Source organism: Friedmanniella luteola (assembly GCF_900105065.1).
In the GTDB taxonomy this organism is placed as follows: domain Bacteria; phylum Actinomycetota; class Actinomycetes; order Propionibacteriales; family Propionibacteriaceae; genus Microlunatus; species Microlunatus luteolus.
Genome location: NZ_LT629749.1, coordinates 2,647,898 through 2,665,736, shown reverse-complemented (window position 1 = coordinate 2,665,736; position 17,839 = coordinate 2,647,898). Strand labels below are relative to the sequence as shown.

Sequence of the window (17,839 nt, the reverse complement as noted above, 5' to 3'; positions counted from 1 at the left end):
CCGGCTCAGCCCGCCAGCCGGTGCCGGAGCCCGCTCGCCCGCAGGGCCGGTCGCCGCACCGCCTGCCGGACCGCCTCCTCGGTGCCCAGCACCAGCACCCGCTCGGTGGCCCGGGTGACGGCGGTGTAGAGCAGCTCACGGGTCAGCAGCGGTGACGCCGGCGGCGGGACCACGAAGCTGACCCGGGTGAACTGGCTGCCCTGGGCGCGGTGCACGGTCATGGCGTGCACGGTCTGCACGGCGTCCAGCCGGACCGGCGCGACCAGCGACGGCTCCGCCCCGCGGGCGAAGGCCGCCCGGACGCCCTGCGGGGTGGTGACGACCACGCCCGTGTCGCCGTTGTAGAGGCCCATCTCGTAGTCGTTCGCGGTGACCAGCAGCGGCCGGCCGAGGTACCACTCGCCGTCCTCGCCGTAGCCGGGCACCGCCTCGACCAGCCAGCGCTCGGCCTCCAGGCTCCAGCGCGTCACCCCGTAGGGCCCGCGACGGTGGGCGCAGAGCAGCCGGTGCCGGTCCAGGGCGGCGAGGGCGCCGGGGACGTCCTCGCGCTGCGCCGCCTGCCGGGCCCGCCGGCCGGCGTCGCGCACGGCGTCGGCCAGCTCGGCCAGGTCGTCGGGGCCGGGCACCCGGCCCGTCTCCGGGTCCAGCTCCAGCTCGCAGAAACCCACGTCGGGGGCGCCGGAGCGGAGCACCGCGACCACCGCGTCGTCGTCGCTCGCCCGGATGGCCCGGGCCAGCACCTCGATGGAGCCGCCGAACCGCCACGGCCGGGTCAGCTGCACCACGCCGTGCACGGGCGGCGGCTCGTCCGCGACGCCCGGGAGGTCGAGCGTCGCCAGCCCGGCCCCGAGCGCGGTCGACGGGTCCCCGGGGGCCCGCGCCACGTCGGCCAGCACAGCACCGGCCTCCACCGACGACAGCTGGTCGGGGTCGCCGACCAGGACGAGACGGGCGTCGGGCCGGACCGCCTCGAGCAGCCGGGCCATCATCGTCAACGAGACCATCGACATCTCGTCGACGATCACCACGTCGTGCGGCAGGTGGTTGGTGGCGTCGTGCCGGAAGCGGCTGCGGCTGCCGGGCTGCCAGCCGAGCAGCCGGTGCAGGGTGGACGCGCTGACGTCGCCGACCCGCGCGCGGTCGTCGGGGTCCAGCCCCGCGGTCGCCGAGCGGACGGCCTCCTCCAGGCGGGCGGCGGCCTTGCCCGTCGGGGCGGCCAGCGCGATCCGCGGTGCGGGTCCCGGCTGGTCGCGCAGCAGGGCCAGCAGCCGGGCCACCGTCGTGGTCTTGCCGGTGCCGGGGCCGCCGGCCAGCACGGTCACCCGGCTGAGCAGGCTGACCGCGGCCGCGAGCTGTTGCCGGTCGACCTCACCCGCGTCCAGCCCGTCCCGCGGGAACAGCCGGGCCAGCGCCGCGCGGGCGCGCTCCTCGTCCACGGCGTAGCCCTCGGCGGCGAACCGCTGCTGCAGCTGCGTGCGGACCAGCTCCTCCTGCTGCCAGTACCGCTCGAGGTACAGCTGGCCCTCGTGCCAGCGCAGCGGGCGGCTGCCGTCACCGGCCGCGCCCACGCTGACCAGGGGGCTGGCCCGGCACGCCTCGGCCCAGCCGTCCGGCTCGGGCCAGGGCAGCCCGGCGAGGTCGACCTGCTCCTCCGCCTCGTCGAACACGGTGCTGCTGACGCCGGCGAGGTCGACGCAGACCGAGCCGTTGCGGAGCGCCCGGACGGCGAGGGCGACGGCGAGCTGCACCCGCTCGTCCGGCTCGCCGGCCATCCGGGCGACGGCACGCGCGGTGTGCACGTCCGCCGGGCGGAGCACACCCGCGGTGTTGAAGGTGCCGAGCAGGCCGGTGGCGTTCCGCACCAGCGCCGGGTCGCCCGGGCTCGGGGCCGGGGGGACGACGGCGCGCGTCGTCGCGCCCGGGTCGGTGGTGGTGCTCACCGGGTCTCCTCGGGGTCGCGGCCGTCGAGCAGGTCCGACAGGTCGGTGACCAGCCCGGCGGGCGGCCGCCAGCTGAAGACGCCGCAGGGGACGCCGTCGACCTGCGGGGTGTCCGCCCCGGCCATGCCGCGGACGAACAGGTACAGCACCCCGCCGAGGTGCGTCGCCGGCTCGTAGCCGGGCTGCCGCCAGCGCAGCAGACGGTGCACGGCGACCCCGTAGAGCAGCGCCTGCAGGGGGTAGTGCGCCGCCATCATCGCCTCCGCCAGCCGGGGCGGGGTGTAGTCGCCGACGGTGAGCGGGCGGCCGTCGAAGCTGCCCAGCCAGTTCGTCTTGTAGTCGACGACCAGGTACCGCGGCACGCCGGCCGCGTCGGGGACCCGGAGCACCGCGTCGATGCTGCCGTTCAGGTAGCCGCGCAGGGGCTGCTCGGCCAGCGTCGGGTGCTCCAGCAGCTCCGCGTAGCGGCGCAGCGGGTCGGCGGCCCCGAGGTGCCGGCGGACCAGCGGGGCCAGCCGGCCGACGGTGACCTCGCCGCGCGCCCCGCCCCCGCCCCCGCCCGCGGCATCACCACCCGCCAGGGGCATCTCGAACGTCAGCTCCGCCAGCCGGTCCCGCGGCGGGATGTCGGCCAGCCGCCGGCCGCCGGCCAGCGGGCCCAGCGGGGTGAGGAACGAGGGCAGCAGGGCGGTGGCCAGCGCGTCGACGCCCAGGCCCCCGCCGCCGCGGCCCAGCGCGACCGCGGTCGCCCGGCGGAGCTCGGCAGCGAGGTCGTCGGCCGTCGGGTCGACCAGCTCGAACACGCTGTGCACGGCGGTGCCGAAGTCGACGCCGCTCGGCAGGTCACCCATCGGGGACGGTCGGTCCAGGGCCGCGTCCGCGACGGCGCCGGGGGAGCCGTCCTCCGGGGTGCCGACGGCGGGCGCGGCCTCGTCGTCCTCGTGCAGCGGCTCGGCCTCGCTGCCGACGGCCGCGCTGACCTGCTCGACCCCGTGCACCGCCGCGGTGAGCGCCGAGTAGGAGGTGCGCCGCCACCGCAGGTCCAGCGGCCGGGTGAAGGTGCGGACCGCCATGGCCGGCACGTCGGTGGCACCGGCCTGCCACGGCGTGACGGCCCGGGGGACCAGCGGCTCGACGACGACGTCGTCCCCGAGCCCGGGCAGCGCGCTCGGGTCGCCGGAGAGCGGGTACGACGCCGCGGGAACCTCGCCCTCGCTGCTGCGGGAGCGGTAGAGGAAGCGCTGCAGCGCCGAACCGGGCGTGTTGTGCGACGGCGCCCACCAGGCGACGACCTGGCACTGGGCGCGGGTGAGCGCGACGTAGAGCAGCCGGAGGTTCTCCCCGGCGTCCTCCTCAAGGGCGGTGCGGAAGCGGTCGTGGCGGCCCGGCCCGCTCCGGCCGCCGACGTCGAGGACGGCCCGGCCGGCCTCGTGGAGCATCAGCGTGCGGCCCTCGTCCTTGCCGCTGACGTGCCGGTCCCAGGCGTCGGGCAGGTAGACCAGCGGGTACTCCAGGCCCTTGCTCCGGTGCACCGTGACCACCGTGACGGCCTCGGCGTCGGTCTCCAGCCGACGGGTGCCGTCCCCCGCCAGCCGGGCCCGGGCCTCGGTGACCCGGTCCTGCAGCCAGGCCCGCAGCGCCCCGACCCCGAGGGGCCCGGCGACCATGGCGGCGTGCAGGGCCTCGGCGAGGTGCCGCAGGTCGGTCAGCCGGCGCTCGCCGCCCACGGTGCCCAGCAGCCGTTCCGGCAGCCCGGTGTCCGCCGTCAGCGTCTCCATCAGGGCGGCGACGCCGCGGCCGGCCAGCACCCGGCTCCACCAGCGGACCCGCTGGGCCAGGTCGGTGAGCTGGTCCTCGGTCGCGTCGGCCAGCTGGGTGAAGGTCCAGCCGACGAACGGCGTCAGGGCCGCCCGCCGGGCCAGCTGCTGCCGCGGCTGCTCGAGCGCGGTGAGCAGGGTCAGCCACTCCGCCGCCATCGGGGAGGTGAACACGGAGCCGGCGCCCAGCATGACGGCGGGGACCCCGGCCGCGACCAGCGCCTCGCGGATCTCCTCGCCGCGGTCGTTGGTCCGGACCAGGACGGCGATGTCGGCGGGCCGCACCGGGCGCCAGCCGCCGCCCAGGTGCAGCTCCGCTCCGCCCGCCAGCGTGCTCGTCACGTCGGCCACCAGGTCGGTGAGGATCTGCGGGCGGACGTCGCCGACCAGCGGCGGCTCGTCCGCGTCGGCCTCGTGGGGCCGGACCCGCAGCCGCAGCGGGGCGGGGGAGGAGCCGTCGGCCGACCGGAGCCGGCGCCCGCCGTGGTGGGCCGCCACCGGCCGGACGACGATCCGGGGGTCACCCAGGGCGGCCCCGCCCATCAGGGTGCCGAGCGAGCCGACGACGGCGGCGTCGCTGCGCCAGTTGGTGGCGAGGGTGCGGACGGTGCCGGCCTCCTCGCGGGCGTCGAGGTAGCTGAACACGTCGGCGCCGCGGAAGGCGTAGATGGCCTGCTTGGGGTCGCCGATGAGGATGAGCGTCGCGTGGCCGTGGAAGGCGCGGCGCAGGATCTCCCACTGCACGGGGTCGGTGTCCTGGAACTCGTCCACCATGACGACGCGGTAGCGGGACCGCAGCCGGTCGGCGGCGACCTCCCCCCACCGGGGGTCGGCGAGGGCGTCGCGGAGCCGGGTCAGCATGTCGTCGTAGGTGAACAACCGACCGGCGAGCTTGCGCCGCTCGACCTCGGCGCGGACCTCGGCGACGAAGCCGACCCGCTCGGCCGCGTCCGTGGCCTCGTCGGGGTCGCCGGCGGCGGGCACCAGCGTGGCGTGCACGGCGGTGACGGCCCGTTGCGCGACGTCCAGCGCGTCCTCGAAGCTGGCGAACGGGCTGCGGCCCTCGGCGGCGTAGCGGCGCAGGTAGACGTCGCTGGTCACCTCGCGGACCAGGTCGCCGAGGTGCTCGACGAAGACGGCCTGCGGCTCCCGGTCCCCGAGCACGCCCAGCCCGTCGAGCATCTGCAGGCAGAACTCGTGGGTGGTGGCGATCGTGGCGGCGTCGAACTCGGCCAGGGCGCGGGCGACCCGGGCGTGCCGCGCGTCCAGCTCCGCCGGCGGCGCGTCGCAGAGCAGCGCGCCCACCTCGTCGACGGCCGGCCGCGGGTCGCCGCGGCGGACGGCGCGCAGCGCGGCCTCGGTCGCGACCAGCCGCTCCCGCACCCGGAGCCGCAGCTCGAGGCTGGCGTTGCGGCCGAAGGTGACCAGCATCAGGTCGCCGAGCTCGACCACGCCCTCGGCCAGGTAGCGCGCGGTGAGCGCGGCGATGGTGAAGGTCTTGCCGGTGCCCGCGCTGGCCTCCAGCACGGTGGTGCCGCCGGGCAGCGGGCCGCGGACGTCGAAGGCCTCGAGCTCCTCCGTGCGGTCCGGGGGCGTGCTGGTCGCGGTGCTCACCGGAGCTCCTCGTTGCTCATCAGGGGGTGGAAGACGCGACGGGCCAGGGTGCCGAACCGGCTCGGCTCGACGAGGGTGCCGCGCTCCTCCGCAGGCCGGGACGGCTCGGCCAGCAGGGCGTCGAGACCGGTCGGGCCGCTGCCGCCGGGCGGCGGGTCGAAGAACCGGGCGTACAGGTCGTCCCCGTCCTCGCGCCAGATCCCCCGCAGGAGCTTCATCCGGGGGGCCAGCGGCCGGTCGGCGGACCGGATCAGGTTGTACTCCGCCGACGTCCGGGCCGAGAAGGGCAGCGGCTCGGCCAGGCCGGTCTGCTGGAGCTCGACGAGGTCGGCCAGCACCCGGGCAGCCCACCCCGGGTCCAGCGGGCCGAGCACCGACACCCCCCGCCGGGCCACGCTGACCGCCCGCCAGGGCCGCCCCGGCCGGACGGCGGTGAGGGCCAGCAGCTCGAGCCAGGCCTGCAGCCGGTGCCTGGCGCTGAGCCGGGAGTAGCTGACCTGCACGAGGTCGTCGCCGTGCACGCCCAGGACGGTCCCGACCAGCAGCCGGTCGCCCAGCCGGCCCGCCAGCTCGACCCGACGGGGCTCGTCCTCGACAAAGGGCCCGGCTGCGGCCCGCACCTCGGCCACCTGGCCCGTGACGTCGCCGAGCACCCGCGAGCCGAAGGCCCGCGGCGGCAGGTCGCCGCGCCGCCACTCCGCCGCCCGCAGCACGTCGAGCTCGACGCCCTGGAGGTGCAGCCCCAGCATCCGCTCGCCCACCGCCCAGCGCTGCAGGCCGTCGAGGTCGGCGGGGATCTCGGGCTCGGGCCGCTCGTCCTCCCCGTAGAGGGAGACGTTGCCGCGCGCCCGCAGCAGCGCCCGCAGCGGGTGGCGGAAGAACCGGGTCAGCTCGGCGAGCTCCACGGGCCCTCCGGGCGGCAGCGGGGCCAGCGGCGTGCGGCCGAACACCCGCGGCGGTGGCCGGCGGTCCCGCAGCGAGGCCTCCGCCCCGCGCAGGGCGGCGGTGTCGAAGCTGAAGGGCCGCCGCGCCGCCGGCTCCAGCCGCCCGGTCGCGAAGTTGGCCGGGTCGAAGGGCTGCAGCCGGTGCCGGACGGTGACGTGCGCCGACGCGGGGCGCCCGTCGGCGGTGGTCACGGTCAGGTCGACCGCGTCCATCAGCTCCTTGACCGGGACGGCGGGCGGGATGTCGACGCCGGTGCGCGGGTCCATCCCGGCGAAGACGACCACCAGGTGCTCCTGGGCCGCCAGCACGGCGTCGAGCATCAGCTGGCGGTCCTCGCTGCGCGGGTCCGGGTCGCCGACCCGCTCGTCCACGGCGGTGACGTCGTCACCGTCGATCCGGCCCGGCCGGGGGAACACCCCGTCGTCGACGCCCAGCAGGCAGACGACGCGGTGCGGGACGGAGCGCATCGGGTGCATCGTGCACAGCGTCAGCGTGCCGGTGCGGAAGTTGCTGCGCCCGGGCCGGCCGCGGAAGGCCTCGGCCAGCAGCGCGCTGACCTCGGACAGCGACAGCACGGCGTCGGCGTCCTCGCCGGCGGTCTCGGTCAACCGGCCCAGCTCGGCCGAGGCGTGGGCGACCTGCCAGGTGTCGGCGGGCGTCACCGCGGTGAGCAGCTCGAGCGCGTCGCGGAAGAGGGCCACCCAGCCGGCCAGCGGCTGCGGGCGCTGGCAGCGGTCGGTCACCTCGCCCAGCCGGGCGACCAGCTCGGCCAGCCGTCCCACCAGGTCGACGTCGGCCGAGTCGACGTCGTCGAGCGGCAGCGCGGTGCCCAGGAAGTGCTGGCCCGACTCGTCCATGGCGACGCCGAGCAGCAGCCGGTCCAGGCCCGCGCTCCAGGTGTTCTGGCCGAAGCCGGCCATCCCGAAGGCGGCCCGGTGCTGGGCGTCCAGGCCCCAGCGGACCCCGGACCGGGGGACCAGGTCCCGCAGCCGCTCGAGGTCGTCGCCGGTGAAGCCGAAGCGGCGGGCGACCGGCGGCGTGGCGCACAGGTCGAGCAGGGCCGCGGACTCCATCCGGGAGCCGGCCAGCACCACCAGCCGGCTGAGCACCGACAGCAGCGGGTTGACCTGCCGCAGCGAGCGGTCGGCCAGCCGGACGCGGAGCCGGTGGCCGGGGTGCTCCGCGGTCGCCTCGTCGGTGTCCAGCCCGAACGTCGCCGCCACCAGGGGCGCGAAGGTCTCGATGTCGGGGCACATGACGAGGATGTCGCGGGGTTCGAGGGTGGGGTCGTCGGCGAGCAGCCCGACCAGCACCTCGCGCAGCACCTCGACCTGCCGGTCGGGCCCGTGCGAGCGGTGCAGCCGGATGCTGCGGTCGTCCGGCGGCAGCGCCGGCCGGCCGGCCGGCTCCGCCGGCGGCTGGTTGGCGGCGATGCCGGCCTGGAGGTGCTGGAGCAGCCGGGCCGGTGGGACGTCAGCGCCCGGGTCGACGGGGTGGTGGTGGTCCTGCAGCGGCACCCCGGCCGCCTGCAGCACCGCCTGCAGCTCGCGGACGTCGCGCCCGAGGTAGGCGAGCAGCCGGTGCCGGGCGGCGGCGTCGCTGCGGTCGTCGGCGCGGCGCGGCAGCGCCACCGCTCCGGGTGCGTCGGCGAGCGCCCGCCAGAGGTCGGGTGAGGGGTGCGGCAGCCAGAGGTGCACGTCGCGTCCCGCGGCGAGCGCGGCCAGCACGGTGACGTGCTGCGGCTCGAGGCGGGTGGCGCCGAACACCGACAACCGCTCGGGCAGATCGCTGACGCCCGGGTCGGCGACCAGGGCCGCCGTCCCCGCCGCCACCCGCTCGGCGGGGCTCGGGGCGTCCAGCTCGGCCCGGAGCCGGCGCCAGAGCTCGGCCTGCCAGGCACGGTCGGCGCCCAGCGGGCGACCCTCCCCGTCGACGTCGCGGCCCGTCGACCAGGCCTGCACCATGGCCGGACGGGCGGCGGCGTAGCGCGCGAAGAGCCCGGCGAGGTGCCGCGCCGTCGACCAGCGGCGACCGCTGCGGGCGACGTCGGTGCGGGTGCCGTCCCCGGGTCCGACCGGTTCGGCGCTGCGGGGGTCGGGCCCCGGCCGGTCGCCCAGGTAGCTCCACAGGACGGCGGCCCAGGCCTCCCCGCGGGCGGCGTCGAGGACGCGGAGCAGGGGCCAGACGGCGCGCTGCGGCCGCCAGGGGTCCTCCAGCCGCTGCGACTCCGGGGTCCCCAGCGCCCGCTCGACGAGCCGGGGGAGCGAGGGGAAGTCGACGCCGGCGCACACGCCGTCCCCGCCCGCCGCGCCGACCCCCAGCCGGCCGGCGAGCCGCTGCGCCAACCAGCGCTCGACGCCGGGCGTCGGGACGCTGACCACCTCGGTGGCGAAGGGGTCGGGCAGCGGGTCGGCGAGCAGCCCGCCGAGCGCGGCGACCAGGCGGTCGGCACGCTCGGCGCGGTGGATCTGCAGGCTCATGGTCTGCACACCCTAGGACCCGCGGCCGACAGTTCCGCGCCGCGCGGCACGGGCGCGCTCAGCCCACCAGGTCGAGCAGCTCCCGCGGCTCGTCGAGCAGGTGGTCGGCCCGGGTGGCGGCCAGCTCGGCGACCGAGCCGTACCCCCAGGTCACCGCGACCGAGCCGACCCCGCAGGCCTGCGCGGCCTCGACGTCGGTGTGCCGGTCGCCGACCATCAAGACGCCGGAGCGGTCCGGGCCGCCGAGCCGCTCGAGGGCGCGGTCGAGCGTCGCGGCCTTGGTGTGGTGGGTGGCGTCGGTGCCGTTGACGACGGCGAACCGGTCGCCCAGACCGTGCCGGTCGAGGATCGCCTCGGCCGTCGGCGTCAGCTTCATGGTGGCCGTGGCCAGGGCGACCCCCGGGCGGTCAGGCCGTCGAGCAGCTCGGGCACCCCCGGGTAGACCCGGGCCTGGTCCAACCCCGTCTCGGCGTAGTAGCGGCGGTAGGCGGCGACGGCGGCCTCGGTGGTCGCCTCGTCCAGCCCGAGCCGGCTGAAGATCACCCCGACGGGCGGTCCGAGGTCCGAGCGCAGCACCTGCTCGGCCGGCACGGGGAACCCGACGCTCTCGAGCGCGTGCCGGTAGCCCGCGACGATGCCGTCGGCGGAGTCCAGGAGGCAGCCGTCGACGTCGAAGACGACGGTGCTGACCCGCCGGCCGGACGCGTCCGGGGCTGCGGCGCTCAGCGGAGCTCGGCGAGCTTGCGCTCGACCTGGGAGGCGGACGGGTTGGTCATCGCCGAGCCGTCGGAGAACAGCAGGGTCGGCACGGTCTGGTTGCCGCCGTTGACCGCGGCGACGACGTCCGCCGCGTCGGGGTGGGACTCGATGTCGACCTCGTCCCACTCGACGCCGGCCCGCGTCAGCTGGCCCTTGAGCCGGGCGCAGTAGCCGCACCAGCTCGTCGTGAACATGGTCGGCTTGCCGGGGGTCGCCTCGTAGCTGCTCATGCCTGCTCCAACCGGGGTGACGGGGACGCTATTCCCCGTCGCGGGCGCCGCCGCGCCCGGCCCAGAACGTCCTGAGCTCGGCCGCGAGGGCCGCCGGCTGCTCGATCGAGGGGAGCACCCGCGAGCCGGCGATCGTCACCGCGCGGCCGTCGGGCATCTGCGCCGCCATGGCCGCCGCCTCCTGCGGGGTCCACTCGCCCCGGTCGTCGGTGGTCACGAGGAGCACCGGGCAGGTCGTCCGGCGGGCGGCCCACGCGAGGTCGGTCCGGTTGAGGACCGCGGTCCGGATGGCCCGCGCCATCGGGGCCCGCGCTGCCCGGTCGAGCGGGTCGAGGACGAGCGCGACGCCTCCCGGGTCGGCGGCCCGGCTGCGCTCGGTGAAGAGGGTGTCGAGGATGGCCCGGCGGACCGGGCCGCGCGGGCCGATGACCCGGTAGAGCGGCACGAGCACCGAGGCCAGCCGGCGCAGCCGCGGCCCGACGGGGTGCGTCGGTGCGCTGACGGCGACGAGGTCCCGGACCAGGTCGGGCCGCGTGGCGGCGAGGTGCAGGCTGACGTGGCCGCCCCAGGCGCAGCCCAGCCAGGACACCGGCCCGGGGCCGAGCACCTCGACCAGCCCGGCCAGCAGGTCCTCGGCGGCGGCCGCGCAGGTCCCGATGTCCACCGCCCGGCGGAGCGGGTCGCTGCCCCCGGCCGACGGCCCGTCGACGAGCACCAGGCGCCGTCCCGCCAGCAGCGGGAGCAGCCGTCGCCAGCTGCCGGAGTCGGTGAACATGCTGTGCCAGAGCACGACCGGGTCACCGGAGCCCCGGACCTGGACCTGCAGCCGGCCGAGCCGGGTGGGGACGTGCAGCGTGGTGGTGGCGTCGGCGGTGACGGCCATGGGCTCCTCCTCGGGACTGACGTGCGCACATTGGTTGGACATAGCGTAAGATCAATGTCAACTACGATGATCGCGTGGCCCGCACCTACAGCTCGGAGCTGCGGGCCGAGCGCTCGCAGCAGACCCGGGCGACCGTGCTGGCGTCCGCGCAGGCGCTGTTCCTCGAGGACGGCTGGGTCGCGACGACGATGGGTCGGGTGGCCGAGCACGCGGGCGTCTCCCGGCAGACCGTCTACGCGCTGCACGCCTCCAAGCTGACCCTGCTGGACGCCTGCATCGACGCCGCGCTGTCGGGCGGCCGGGCGCGCCGGCTGCGGGACCTGCCCGAGTACCGCCTGATGGCGGACGGCGACTTCGACACCCGGGCCCGGGCCGCGGCGCGCTGGCTGAGCGGCGCGCACGAGCGCTCGGCGCGCATCCAGCGGGTGCTGGACGAGGCGGCGGTCGGTGACCCCGCCGCCGCCGCCCGGCTGGTCGAGCGGGAGCGGAACCGGCTGGCGGAGGTCCGGTACGCCGCCGGGCTGGTGCTGGCCGACCCCGACCTGCCCGCGGCGGTCGTCGACGGGCTGTGGACGCTGACCTCCCGCGACGTCTGGCTGAAGCTCGTCGGCCAGCGGGGGTGGACGCCGCAGGCCTGGCAGGAGTGGTTCGTGCGCCTGCTCGGGACCTACCGCGGGCACGCCCGCGACGAGCCGGGGACCACGGCCGGCGCTGTTGACGACGTCGGAAGTGTCGGCGACCCGGCTTAGGCTGGGCGTCGTGCCACCCGCTCCCTCCCGCTCCGCGACCGCCGACCCCGAGGCCCTGCTGGCGGGGCTGGACCCCGAGCAGCGCGAGGTCGCGACGACGCTGGGCGGGCCGGTCGCGGTGATCGCCGGCGCCGGGACCGGCAAGACGCGCGCCATCACCCACCGGATCGCCTACGGCGTGGCCACCGGGGTCTACAACCCCACCGCGGTGCTGGCCGTCACCTTCACCACCCGCGCCGCCGGCGAGCTGCGCGGGCGGCTGCAGCAGCTGGGCGCCCGCGGCGTCCAGGCCCGCACCTTCCACTCCGCCGCGCTGCGTCAGGCGCAGTACTTCTGGCCCCAGGTGTACGGCGGGGAGCTGCCCTCGGTGCTGGACAACCGGATGTCGCTGGTGGCCGAGGCCGCCAGCCGGCTGCGGGTCCGGGTCGACACCCCGCGGCTCCGGGACCTGGTCTCCGAGGTCGCCTGGGCGAAGGTCAGCAACGTCAGCGCCGAGGACTACCCGCGGCTGGCGGCGGCGGCGGGGCGCAGCATCGCCTCGGTCGACCCGGAGACGGTGGCCCGGGTGTTCACGGCCTACGAGGCGGCCAAGCGGGACCGCGGCCGGATCGACTTCGAGGACATCCTGCTCTGCGCCGCCGCGCTGATGTCGGAGCACGAGGAGGTGGCCGACACCATCCGGCGCACCTACCGCCACCTCGTCGTCGACGAGTACCAGGACGTCAGCCCGCTGCAGGAGGCCCTGCTGACGCTGTGGCGCGGCGACCGCAGCGACGTCTGCGTCGTCGGCGACCCGGCCCAGACCATCCACTCCTTCGCCGGCGCGCAGGCCAGCTACCTCACCGACTTCGCCCGCCGGCACCGCGGCGCGACCGTGGTCAAGCTCGTCCGGGACTACCGCTCGACGCCGCAGGTGGTGGGCGCGGCCAACAAGATCATGGCCGGGGTCAAGGCCGGGGGGATCAGCGCCGTCACCCTGCAGGCCCAGCAGCCCCCGGGTCCCGAGGTCGAGTACGCCGAGGCGCCGGACGAGGCGGCCGAGGCCGCCGGCATCGCCGACTGGCTGGTGCGCCGCGCGCAGGCCGGCGTCGAGTGGCGCGACATGGCGGTGCTGTTCCGGATCAACGCCCAGTCACCCGCGATCGAGCAGGCACTCGCCGACCGCCAGGTGCCCTACCTGGTCCGGGGCGGGGAGCGCTTCTACGAGCGGCCCGAGGTGCGCCAGGCGCTGCTGACGCTGCGGACCGAGTCGCGGGCGATGACCGGCCAGGAGGGCGGCAGTGCCGTCGACCAGATGAAGGCCGTGCTGGGCAGCCTCGGCTGGACGTCGACGCCGCCCGAGGGCGCCGGCGCCGTCCGTGAGCGCTGGGAGTCCCTCGCCGCCCTGCTCACGGTGGCCGAGGACCTCAGCGCCCGGCCGGCCGGCGGCGCGCCACCGGACCTGCGCGCCGTCTCCGCCGAGCTGGACGCCCGCGCCGAGGCCCAGCACGTGCCCGTCGCCCAGGGCGTCACCGTCTCCACCCTGCACTCGGCGAAGGGCCTGGAGTGGGAGTCGGTCGCCCTGCTCGGGGTCCAGGAAGGCTCCCTGCCGTTCGTGCTGGCCACCCGTCCCGAGCAGGTGGAGGAGGAACGGCGGTTGCTCTACGTCGGGGTGACCCGGGCGCGCACGGCGTTGCGCGTCTCCTGGTCGCGCACCCGCAACGGCGGGGGCAGCACGCGCAAGCCGTCGCGCTTCCTCGACCCGGTGCTGCCCGAGAGCGCGCGCGCCGGGCAGTCCGGCCCGTCGGCCCGCCGCGGCCGCAGCCGGGCCTCGGTGCTCTCCCAGCACTGCCGCTCGTGCGGGATGGCGCTCGGCGACGCGGCCGAGCGCAAGATCGGCCGCCACCTCAGCTGCCCCGCCACCTTCGACGACAAGACGATGGCCCTGCTGAAGGAGTGGCGCAAGCAGCAGTCGAGCGAGCAGAAGGTGCCGGCCTTCGTGGTGTTCACCGACGCCACCCTCATCGCCATCGCCGAGGCCCGGCCCCGGAACCGCGCCGACCTGATCAAGGTGCAGGGCCTGGGCCCCACCAAGGCCGAGCGCTACGGCGACGAGGTGCTGGCCATCGTGGCCGACGAGGCCGGCCGCGACGGGGTCTGAGACCCGCGCAGGACACCGACGGGAACAACGGGCGACGACATCGTTAATACCGTTGCGTGCCCTCAGCGCCTCGCCTAGTGTGATCTTCGACCCCGCCAGGGATCATCCGCGCCCGGTAGCCGCACCGGTCCCGACCGCTCGAGAGGAGCTGAGTCCCATGGAGAGCACCACCACCACCCGCACCCGTGAGATTGCTCTGCTCTCGCGCGTCCTCGAGGCCGGCAACGGCTGGCGCGCCGCGGCCGATCAGCGGGGTCGCGGGGACATCTGCGTCCTCAGCGCCAAGCCGTCCTTCCAGGGCGGGGCCATCGCCGTCTTCGACATGGCTGCCGTCACCCCCGTGGTCACCGACCACACGTACTCGACCCGACCGGGATCTCCCTCCTGCAGTCCGCCGGTGTAGCACCACCCACCGACCGCCTCCAGGCCGTGAATCCCAGAACACCGGGAATCACGGCCTTCGTGTTTCCCGCCCCAGACCGAGCACCGGGACCGCCGGCGCTCACAGCAGACAGTGGGAGACATGAACGACACAGGAGGTGCCCTCATGACGGCACCGAGGTGGGACGTGGCGGACGGACCGGGGGCCCTGCCGTGCCACCTGGTCGACCCGGAGGTGTTCTTCGCGGAGAGCCCGGCCGACGTGGAGGCGGCGAAGGCGCTCTGCATCGGCTGCCCGGTGCAGCAGGCCTGCCTGGACGGTGCCCTGGACCGCCGCGAGCCCTGGGGCGTCTGGGGCGGGCAGCTGTTCATCGCCGGGGTGGTCGTGGCGCGCAAGCGTCCTCGGGGCCGCCCGCGCAAGCACCCGGTCGTCGAGCCCTACGCCCCGGCGGCGGCTCGGCAGCAGGGGAAGGAGGCGGCCGCGTGACGCGCCTCGACGAGGGGACCGGTCTGAGCCGGGGCGAGCGGGTGTTCCACGCGCTGCGGCTCTGGCTCGGCCGGGCCCTCTCGTGAGCACCCTTCGGACCGGGACCAGCCTGGTCGTCCCGTCGGAGCCCGACTGCCGCTGGTCCGCCCGACCTGCGCTGGAGGCGCACCGTCCTGGTCACCACCCCGTGGCACAGCCGCGACCCTCGCGGTCGACCGTGGACCCCGGGCGCCCCGCCCTGCGGCGTCCTGCGACCGCGACGCGGCTGTGCCACGCGGTGGTGACCCGGACGGTGCGCCTCCCGGCTCCCGGCCGACGTCCCGGCCGCCGCGGCGGACCGGGGGCTCAGACCTCGGCGTAGCCGGGCAGGAACTCCTCGAGGACGTCGACGAAGGCGGCCCGCACGCCGAGCTGGGACAGCACCGCCAGCCCGCCGAGCCAGACCCGGTGGATGAGCAGGTAGCTGGGCGGCAGGTTGATCTTCAGCCCCATGCCGCCCGACGCCGACAGGTCGCGGACGCGCAGGAACTGCTCGCGCATCCACTCCCGGTTGAACTGGAACTCGGGCACAGCGGCCGGCTCGACGAAGGGCGCCAGGTAGTCCCACAGGTCGTCGGCGTCGACGTCGGCCGCGACGAAGCCCTCGCGGTGCAGCTGGTCGGCGACCTGCCGCGCATCCCCCTGCCGGGCGATCCGCAGGATGGTGCCCATCGCCCGCGGCAGCCCCTCCGGCAGCCGGGAGACCAGCCCGAAGTCGACCACCCCGAGCCGTCCGTCGGGCGTGATCCGGAAGTTCCCGGGGTGCGGGTCGGCGTGCAGCAGGCCGACCCGGCTGGGGCCGGCGAACAGGAACCGCACGTAGAGCAGCCCGACGCGGTTCCGCTCCGCCTCGTCCCGGCCGGCCGCCACCGAGAGCGGCTCACCGTCGATCCACTCGCTGACCATCACCTTGGAGGTGCTGGTCAGCACGTGCGGGACGACGAACTCGTCGCTGCCCGCGAAGCCCTCGGCCGCCTGCTGCTGCGACGCGGCCTCCACGGTGTAGTCGAGCTCCTCGCTGGTCCGCTCGACCAGCTCGTCGACCAGCGGGGTGACGTCCATCCCGCCGGCGAGCGGGGCGAACAGCTTCGAGAGCCGGCGGATCTGCCGCAGGTCCGAGCGCAGCGCCTCGTCGGCCCCGGGGTACTGCACCTTGACCGCCACGGGACGGCCGTCCGCCCAGGTCGCCCGGTGCACCTGGCCGATGGACGCCGCGGCCGCGGGGGCGGGGTCGAAGTCGAGGAAGAGGTCGCGCCAGTCCACCCCCAGCTCGCGGCGCAGCACCGCGTGCACGCGCGACGTCGGCATCGGGGGCGCGTCCTGCTGCAGCTTGGTGAGCTGCTCCCTGTAGGGGCCGGCGATGTCGTCGGGCAGCACCGCCTCGAACAGGCTCATCGCCTGCCCGAACTTCATCGCCCCGCCCTTGAGGTCGCCCAGCACCCGGAACAGCTGCTCGGCCGCGGCCTGCTGCAGGGACGCGCTCACCTGGTCGGCGGACTGCCCGCCGATCCGCCGGCCCAGGCCGACGGTGGCCCGGCCGGCGGCCCCCAGCGGCAACGAGGCCAGCCGGGCGCCCCGCCGGAGGGACGACCGGACCAGCGGATCCCGGTCGTCGTTGCTCATGCGTGCCATTCTGTCGTGCCGGACCAAGTGCAGCCGCAGCCGGCGTGCTGCGGCCAGGCCCGCCAGCGGACCAGGTGGTCGTCCTCGTCGAGGTCCAGCGTCGCCCCGGCCGACTCCGGCACCACCCCGTCGAGGTGCGCGAGCACGTGCGCGGCGGCGACGGCCGCGCCCCAGGCGGCCGGCACCGCGGGAGCCGGCCGGTGCAGCCGCACCAGCTGGGCCAGCAGCACCGGCCAGGCCGGGTCGGCGTCGCGCCGCGTCAGGTCGGTGCAGCGCACGCAGGCGGTGCGACCGGGCAGCACGAGGGGACCGACGGTCACCCCGGTGCCGCTGCTGCGCAGCACCAGGTGCGGCTGGTCGGTCCGCAGCAGGTGCGCGGTGAGCACGCGGTCGACCTCGACGGTGTCGACCACGACCACGGTGAGCAGCAGCGCACCGTCGGGCTTGCTCCAGTGGTCCACCGGCCGCAGCCTGCCCACCCCGCTCGAGCGGGGCAGCGGACCGCCGTCGGCCACGGCTGACGCGTCGGCGGCGTCGGCCAGGTGGAGGTCGAGGCCCGCCTCGAGCAGCAGCTCCGCCAGCCGCTGACCGAGCTGGCCGGTCCCCACCAGCCGGACCGCCCGGGCGGGCGCCCGGTCACCGGGCGTCTCCAGCAGCCCCGCCACGGCCAGCCGGTCGAGGACCTCGGCCACCTCCGCCCGGCTCAGTCCGGCAGCCGCGCCGTGCTCGTCGAGCCGGGCCCGCGCGGTGGCGCCGTCGAGGTGGCGGAGCAGGGCGCGCGGTCCGGCGCCGTGCAGGACGACCGCCCGCCCGGGGTGCAGGCCGACCTGGACGGCGTCCGGGCCCCGGCGCAGCACGGGCGTCCCGGGCCGCAGCCGCGGGCCGGCGGCGCGCGGGGCCGGATCGGCCGGGGTGGGATCGACGGGCGCTGGACCGGGCACGCCAGCAGTGTGCGGGTCGCGGTGCGCTGGACGGCGGCCGTGCACAGGGCCAGGCCCCCCGGACGGCCCGGCGGGGAGGCTCCCGCTCCACGACGTCCCCCGGACGTGCGGCAGGGGCGGTCCGGAGGACCGCCCCTGCAGGGTTCACGGGTGCGGCGCCGGGCGCCGCACGGGTCGAGCTGGGTGGATCAGGCCTTGCCGAGGATGCGGTTCAGGTTCGTCCCGCAGACGGGGCACTTGGCCTTGGCCATCCGGGTGCCCTTCTCGTTGACGTGCACCTCACCGGAGGCCTCGCGCTTCTCCTTGCACTTCACGCAGTAGAACTCACCGCTGTACGTCTCCGCCATGGTCTCTCCTTGCTCGATGTGTCGTGGACGGGTGGGGTCCACGAGACGGTGCTGCCCGCCCGAGGGTCGCATCCGTTCCCGGACGCGTCGCCCGACCGCGGCTGCATCGCTTGGTCGCCGGTAACAATACGACAGGGGCCTCCCGCGTGCGCTCGGCCACGCCGGGCCTGGGCCACGGGTCGGGGAGCGGTGGACGCCCCCGGGACAGACGAAACCTCCAGGAACATCGGCGCCGCTTGCCTTCCCCTGCGAACGGACCGACCATCTGGAGGTTTCGTTCCGGGAACGCTAGTCCCCGGCCCGTGGTCCGTCAAACCCCTCCTGGGCCCGGCTGTCCACCGCCTGTGGACAGGCGTGTGGACGACGTGTGCACCACGCCCAGCGCTCCTGTGGAGGGGGCGTCGTCGCCCGCCCGACACCGTGTGGACACCGCCTCGACACCCGCCGGGCCCGCGCGGCCGTGC

General features: G+C 76.4%; 12 protein-coding genes and 1 pseudogene. 4 read left to right on the top strand and 9 right to left on the bottom strand.

Features of this window, described 5'->3' with window-relative positions; translation table 11 throughout:
* Positions 1–5: 5 nt before the first annotated feature.
* From recD to BLT72_RS12525, 6 genes and pseudogenes are all read right to left on the bottom strand, one after another.
* Complete coding sequence (gene recD / locus BLT72_RS12555; protein ID WP_231930021.1) at positions 6–1,940, bottom strand: exodeoxyribonuclease V subunit alpha; 1,935 nt, start codon at positions 1,938–1,940, stop codon at positions 6–8.
* Positions 1,937–5,371 carry a UvrD-helicase domain-containing protein gene (locus BLT72_RS12550; RefSeq protein WP_091413201.1) on the bottom strand — a complete coding sequence of 1,145 codons (3,435 nt, stop codon included), beginning with the start codon at positions 5,369–5,371 and terminating at the stop codon, positions 1,937–1,939. The genes recD and BLT72_RS12550 overlap by 4 nt, the downstream gene beginning before the upstream one ends.
* Complete coding sequence (recC, locus tag BLT72_RS12545; protein ID WP_091417334.1) at positions 5,368–8,796, bottom strand: exodeoxyribonuclease V subunit gamma; 3,429 nt, start codon at positions 8,794–8,796, stop codon at positions 5,368–5,370. The genes BLT72_RS12550 and recC overlap by 4 nt, the downstream gene beginning before the upstream one ends.
* Positions 8,797–8,854: 58 nt before the next feature.
* A pseudogene (locus BLT72_RS23080) lies at positions 8,855–9,432 on the bottom strand (HAD family hydrolase).
* An 86-nt stretch (positions 9,433–9,518) separates the two neighbouring features.
* The gene (locus BLT72_RS12530; RefSeq protein WP_091413198.1) at positions 9,519–9,785 is read right to left on the bottom strand and encodes a mycoredoxin; all 267 of its coding nucleotides are present in this window, start codon (positions 9,783–9,785) and stop codon (positions 9,519–9,521) included.
* 28 nt (positions 9,786–9,813) lie between these two features.
* Positions 9,814–10,668: an alpha/beta fold hydrolase gene (locus tag BLT72_RS12525; RefSeq protein ID WP_091413197.1), complete on the bottom strand. Its 855-nt coding sequence runs from the start codon at positions 10,666–10,668 to the stop codon at positions 9,814–9,816.
* 74 nt (positions 10,669–10,742) lie between these two features.
* Here BLT72_RS12525 and BLT72_RS12520 point away from each other — a divergent pair, with 74 nt between their 5' ends.
* The 4 genes from BLT72_RS12520 to BLT72_RS12505 all read left to right on the top strand — a co-directional run bounded on the left by BLT72_RS12520 (position 10,743) and on the right by BLT72_RS12505 (position 14,425).
* Positions 10,743–11,417: a TetR/AcrR family transcriptional regulator gene (locus BLT72_RS12520; protein WP_091413196.1), complete on the top strand. Its 675-nt coding sequence runs from the start codon at positions 10,743–10,745 to the stop codon at positions 11,415–11,417.
* 10 nt (positions 11,418–11,427) lie between these two features.
* A complete protein-coding gene (locus BLT72_RS12515; RefSeq protein ID WP_091417331.1) occupies positions 11,428–13,557 on the top strand; it encodes an ATP-dependent DNA helicase UvrD2 in 2,130 nt (709 codons plus the stop codon).
* A 157-nt stretch (positions 13,558–13,714) separates the two neighbouring features.
* On the top strand, positions 13,715–13,960 hold the full coding sequence (locus BLT72_RS12510) for a hypothetical protein (protein WP_091413195.1): 246 nt from the start codon (positions 13,715–13,717) through the stop codon (positions 13,958–13,960).
* A 144-nt stretch (positions 13,961–14,104) separates the two neighbouring features.
* Positions 14,105–14,425: a WhiB family transcriptional regulator gene (locus BLT72_RS12505; RefSeq protein ID WP_172826068.1), complete on the top strand. Its 321-nt coding sequence runs from the start codon at positions 14,105–14,107 to the stop codon at positions 14,423–14,425.
* Between the two features lie 345 nt (positions 14,426–14,770).
* Here the strand turns inward: BLT72_RS12505 and BLT72_RS12500 are convergent, their stop codons facing one another.
* From BLT72_RS12500 to BLT72_RS22520, 3 genes are all read right to left on the bottom strand, one after another.
* The gene (locus tag BLT72_RS12500; RefSeq protein ID WP_091413193.1) at positions 14,771–16,087 is read right to left on the bottom strand and encodes an ABC1 kinase family protein; all 1,317 of its coding nucleotides are present in this window, start codon (positions 16,085–16,087) and stop codon (positions 14,771–14,773) included.
* Complete coding sequence (locus BLT72_RS12495) at positions 16,084–17,028, bottom strand: hypothetical protein (protein WP_091413192.1); 945 nt, start codon at positions 17,026–17,028, stop codon at positions 16,084–16,086. The genes BLT72_RS12500 and BLT72_RS12495 overlap by 4 nt, the downstream gene beginning before the upstream one ends.
* 188 nt (positions 17,029–17,216) lie before the next feature.
* On the bottom strand, positions 17,217–17,375 hold the full coding sequence (locus tag BLT72_RS22520; protein ID WP_091413191.1) for a DUF5679 domain-containing protein: 159 nt from the start codon (positions 17,373–17,375) through the stop codon (positions 17,217–17,219).
* Between the last annotated feature and the right edge of the window lie 464 nt (positions 17,376–17,839).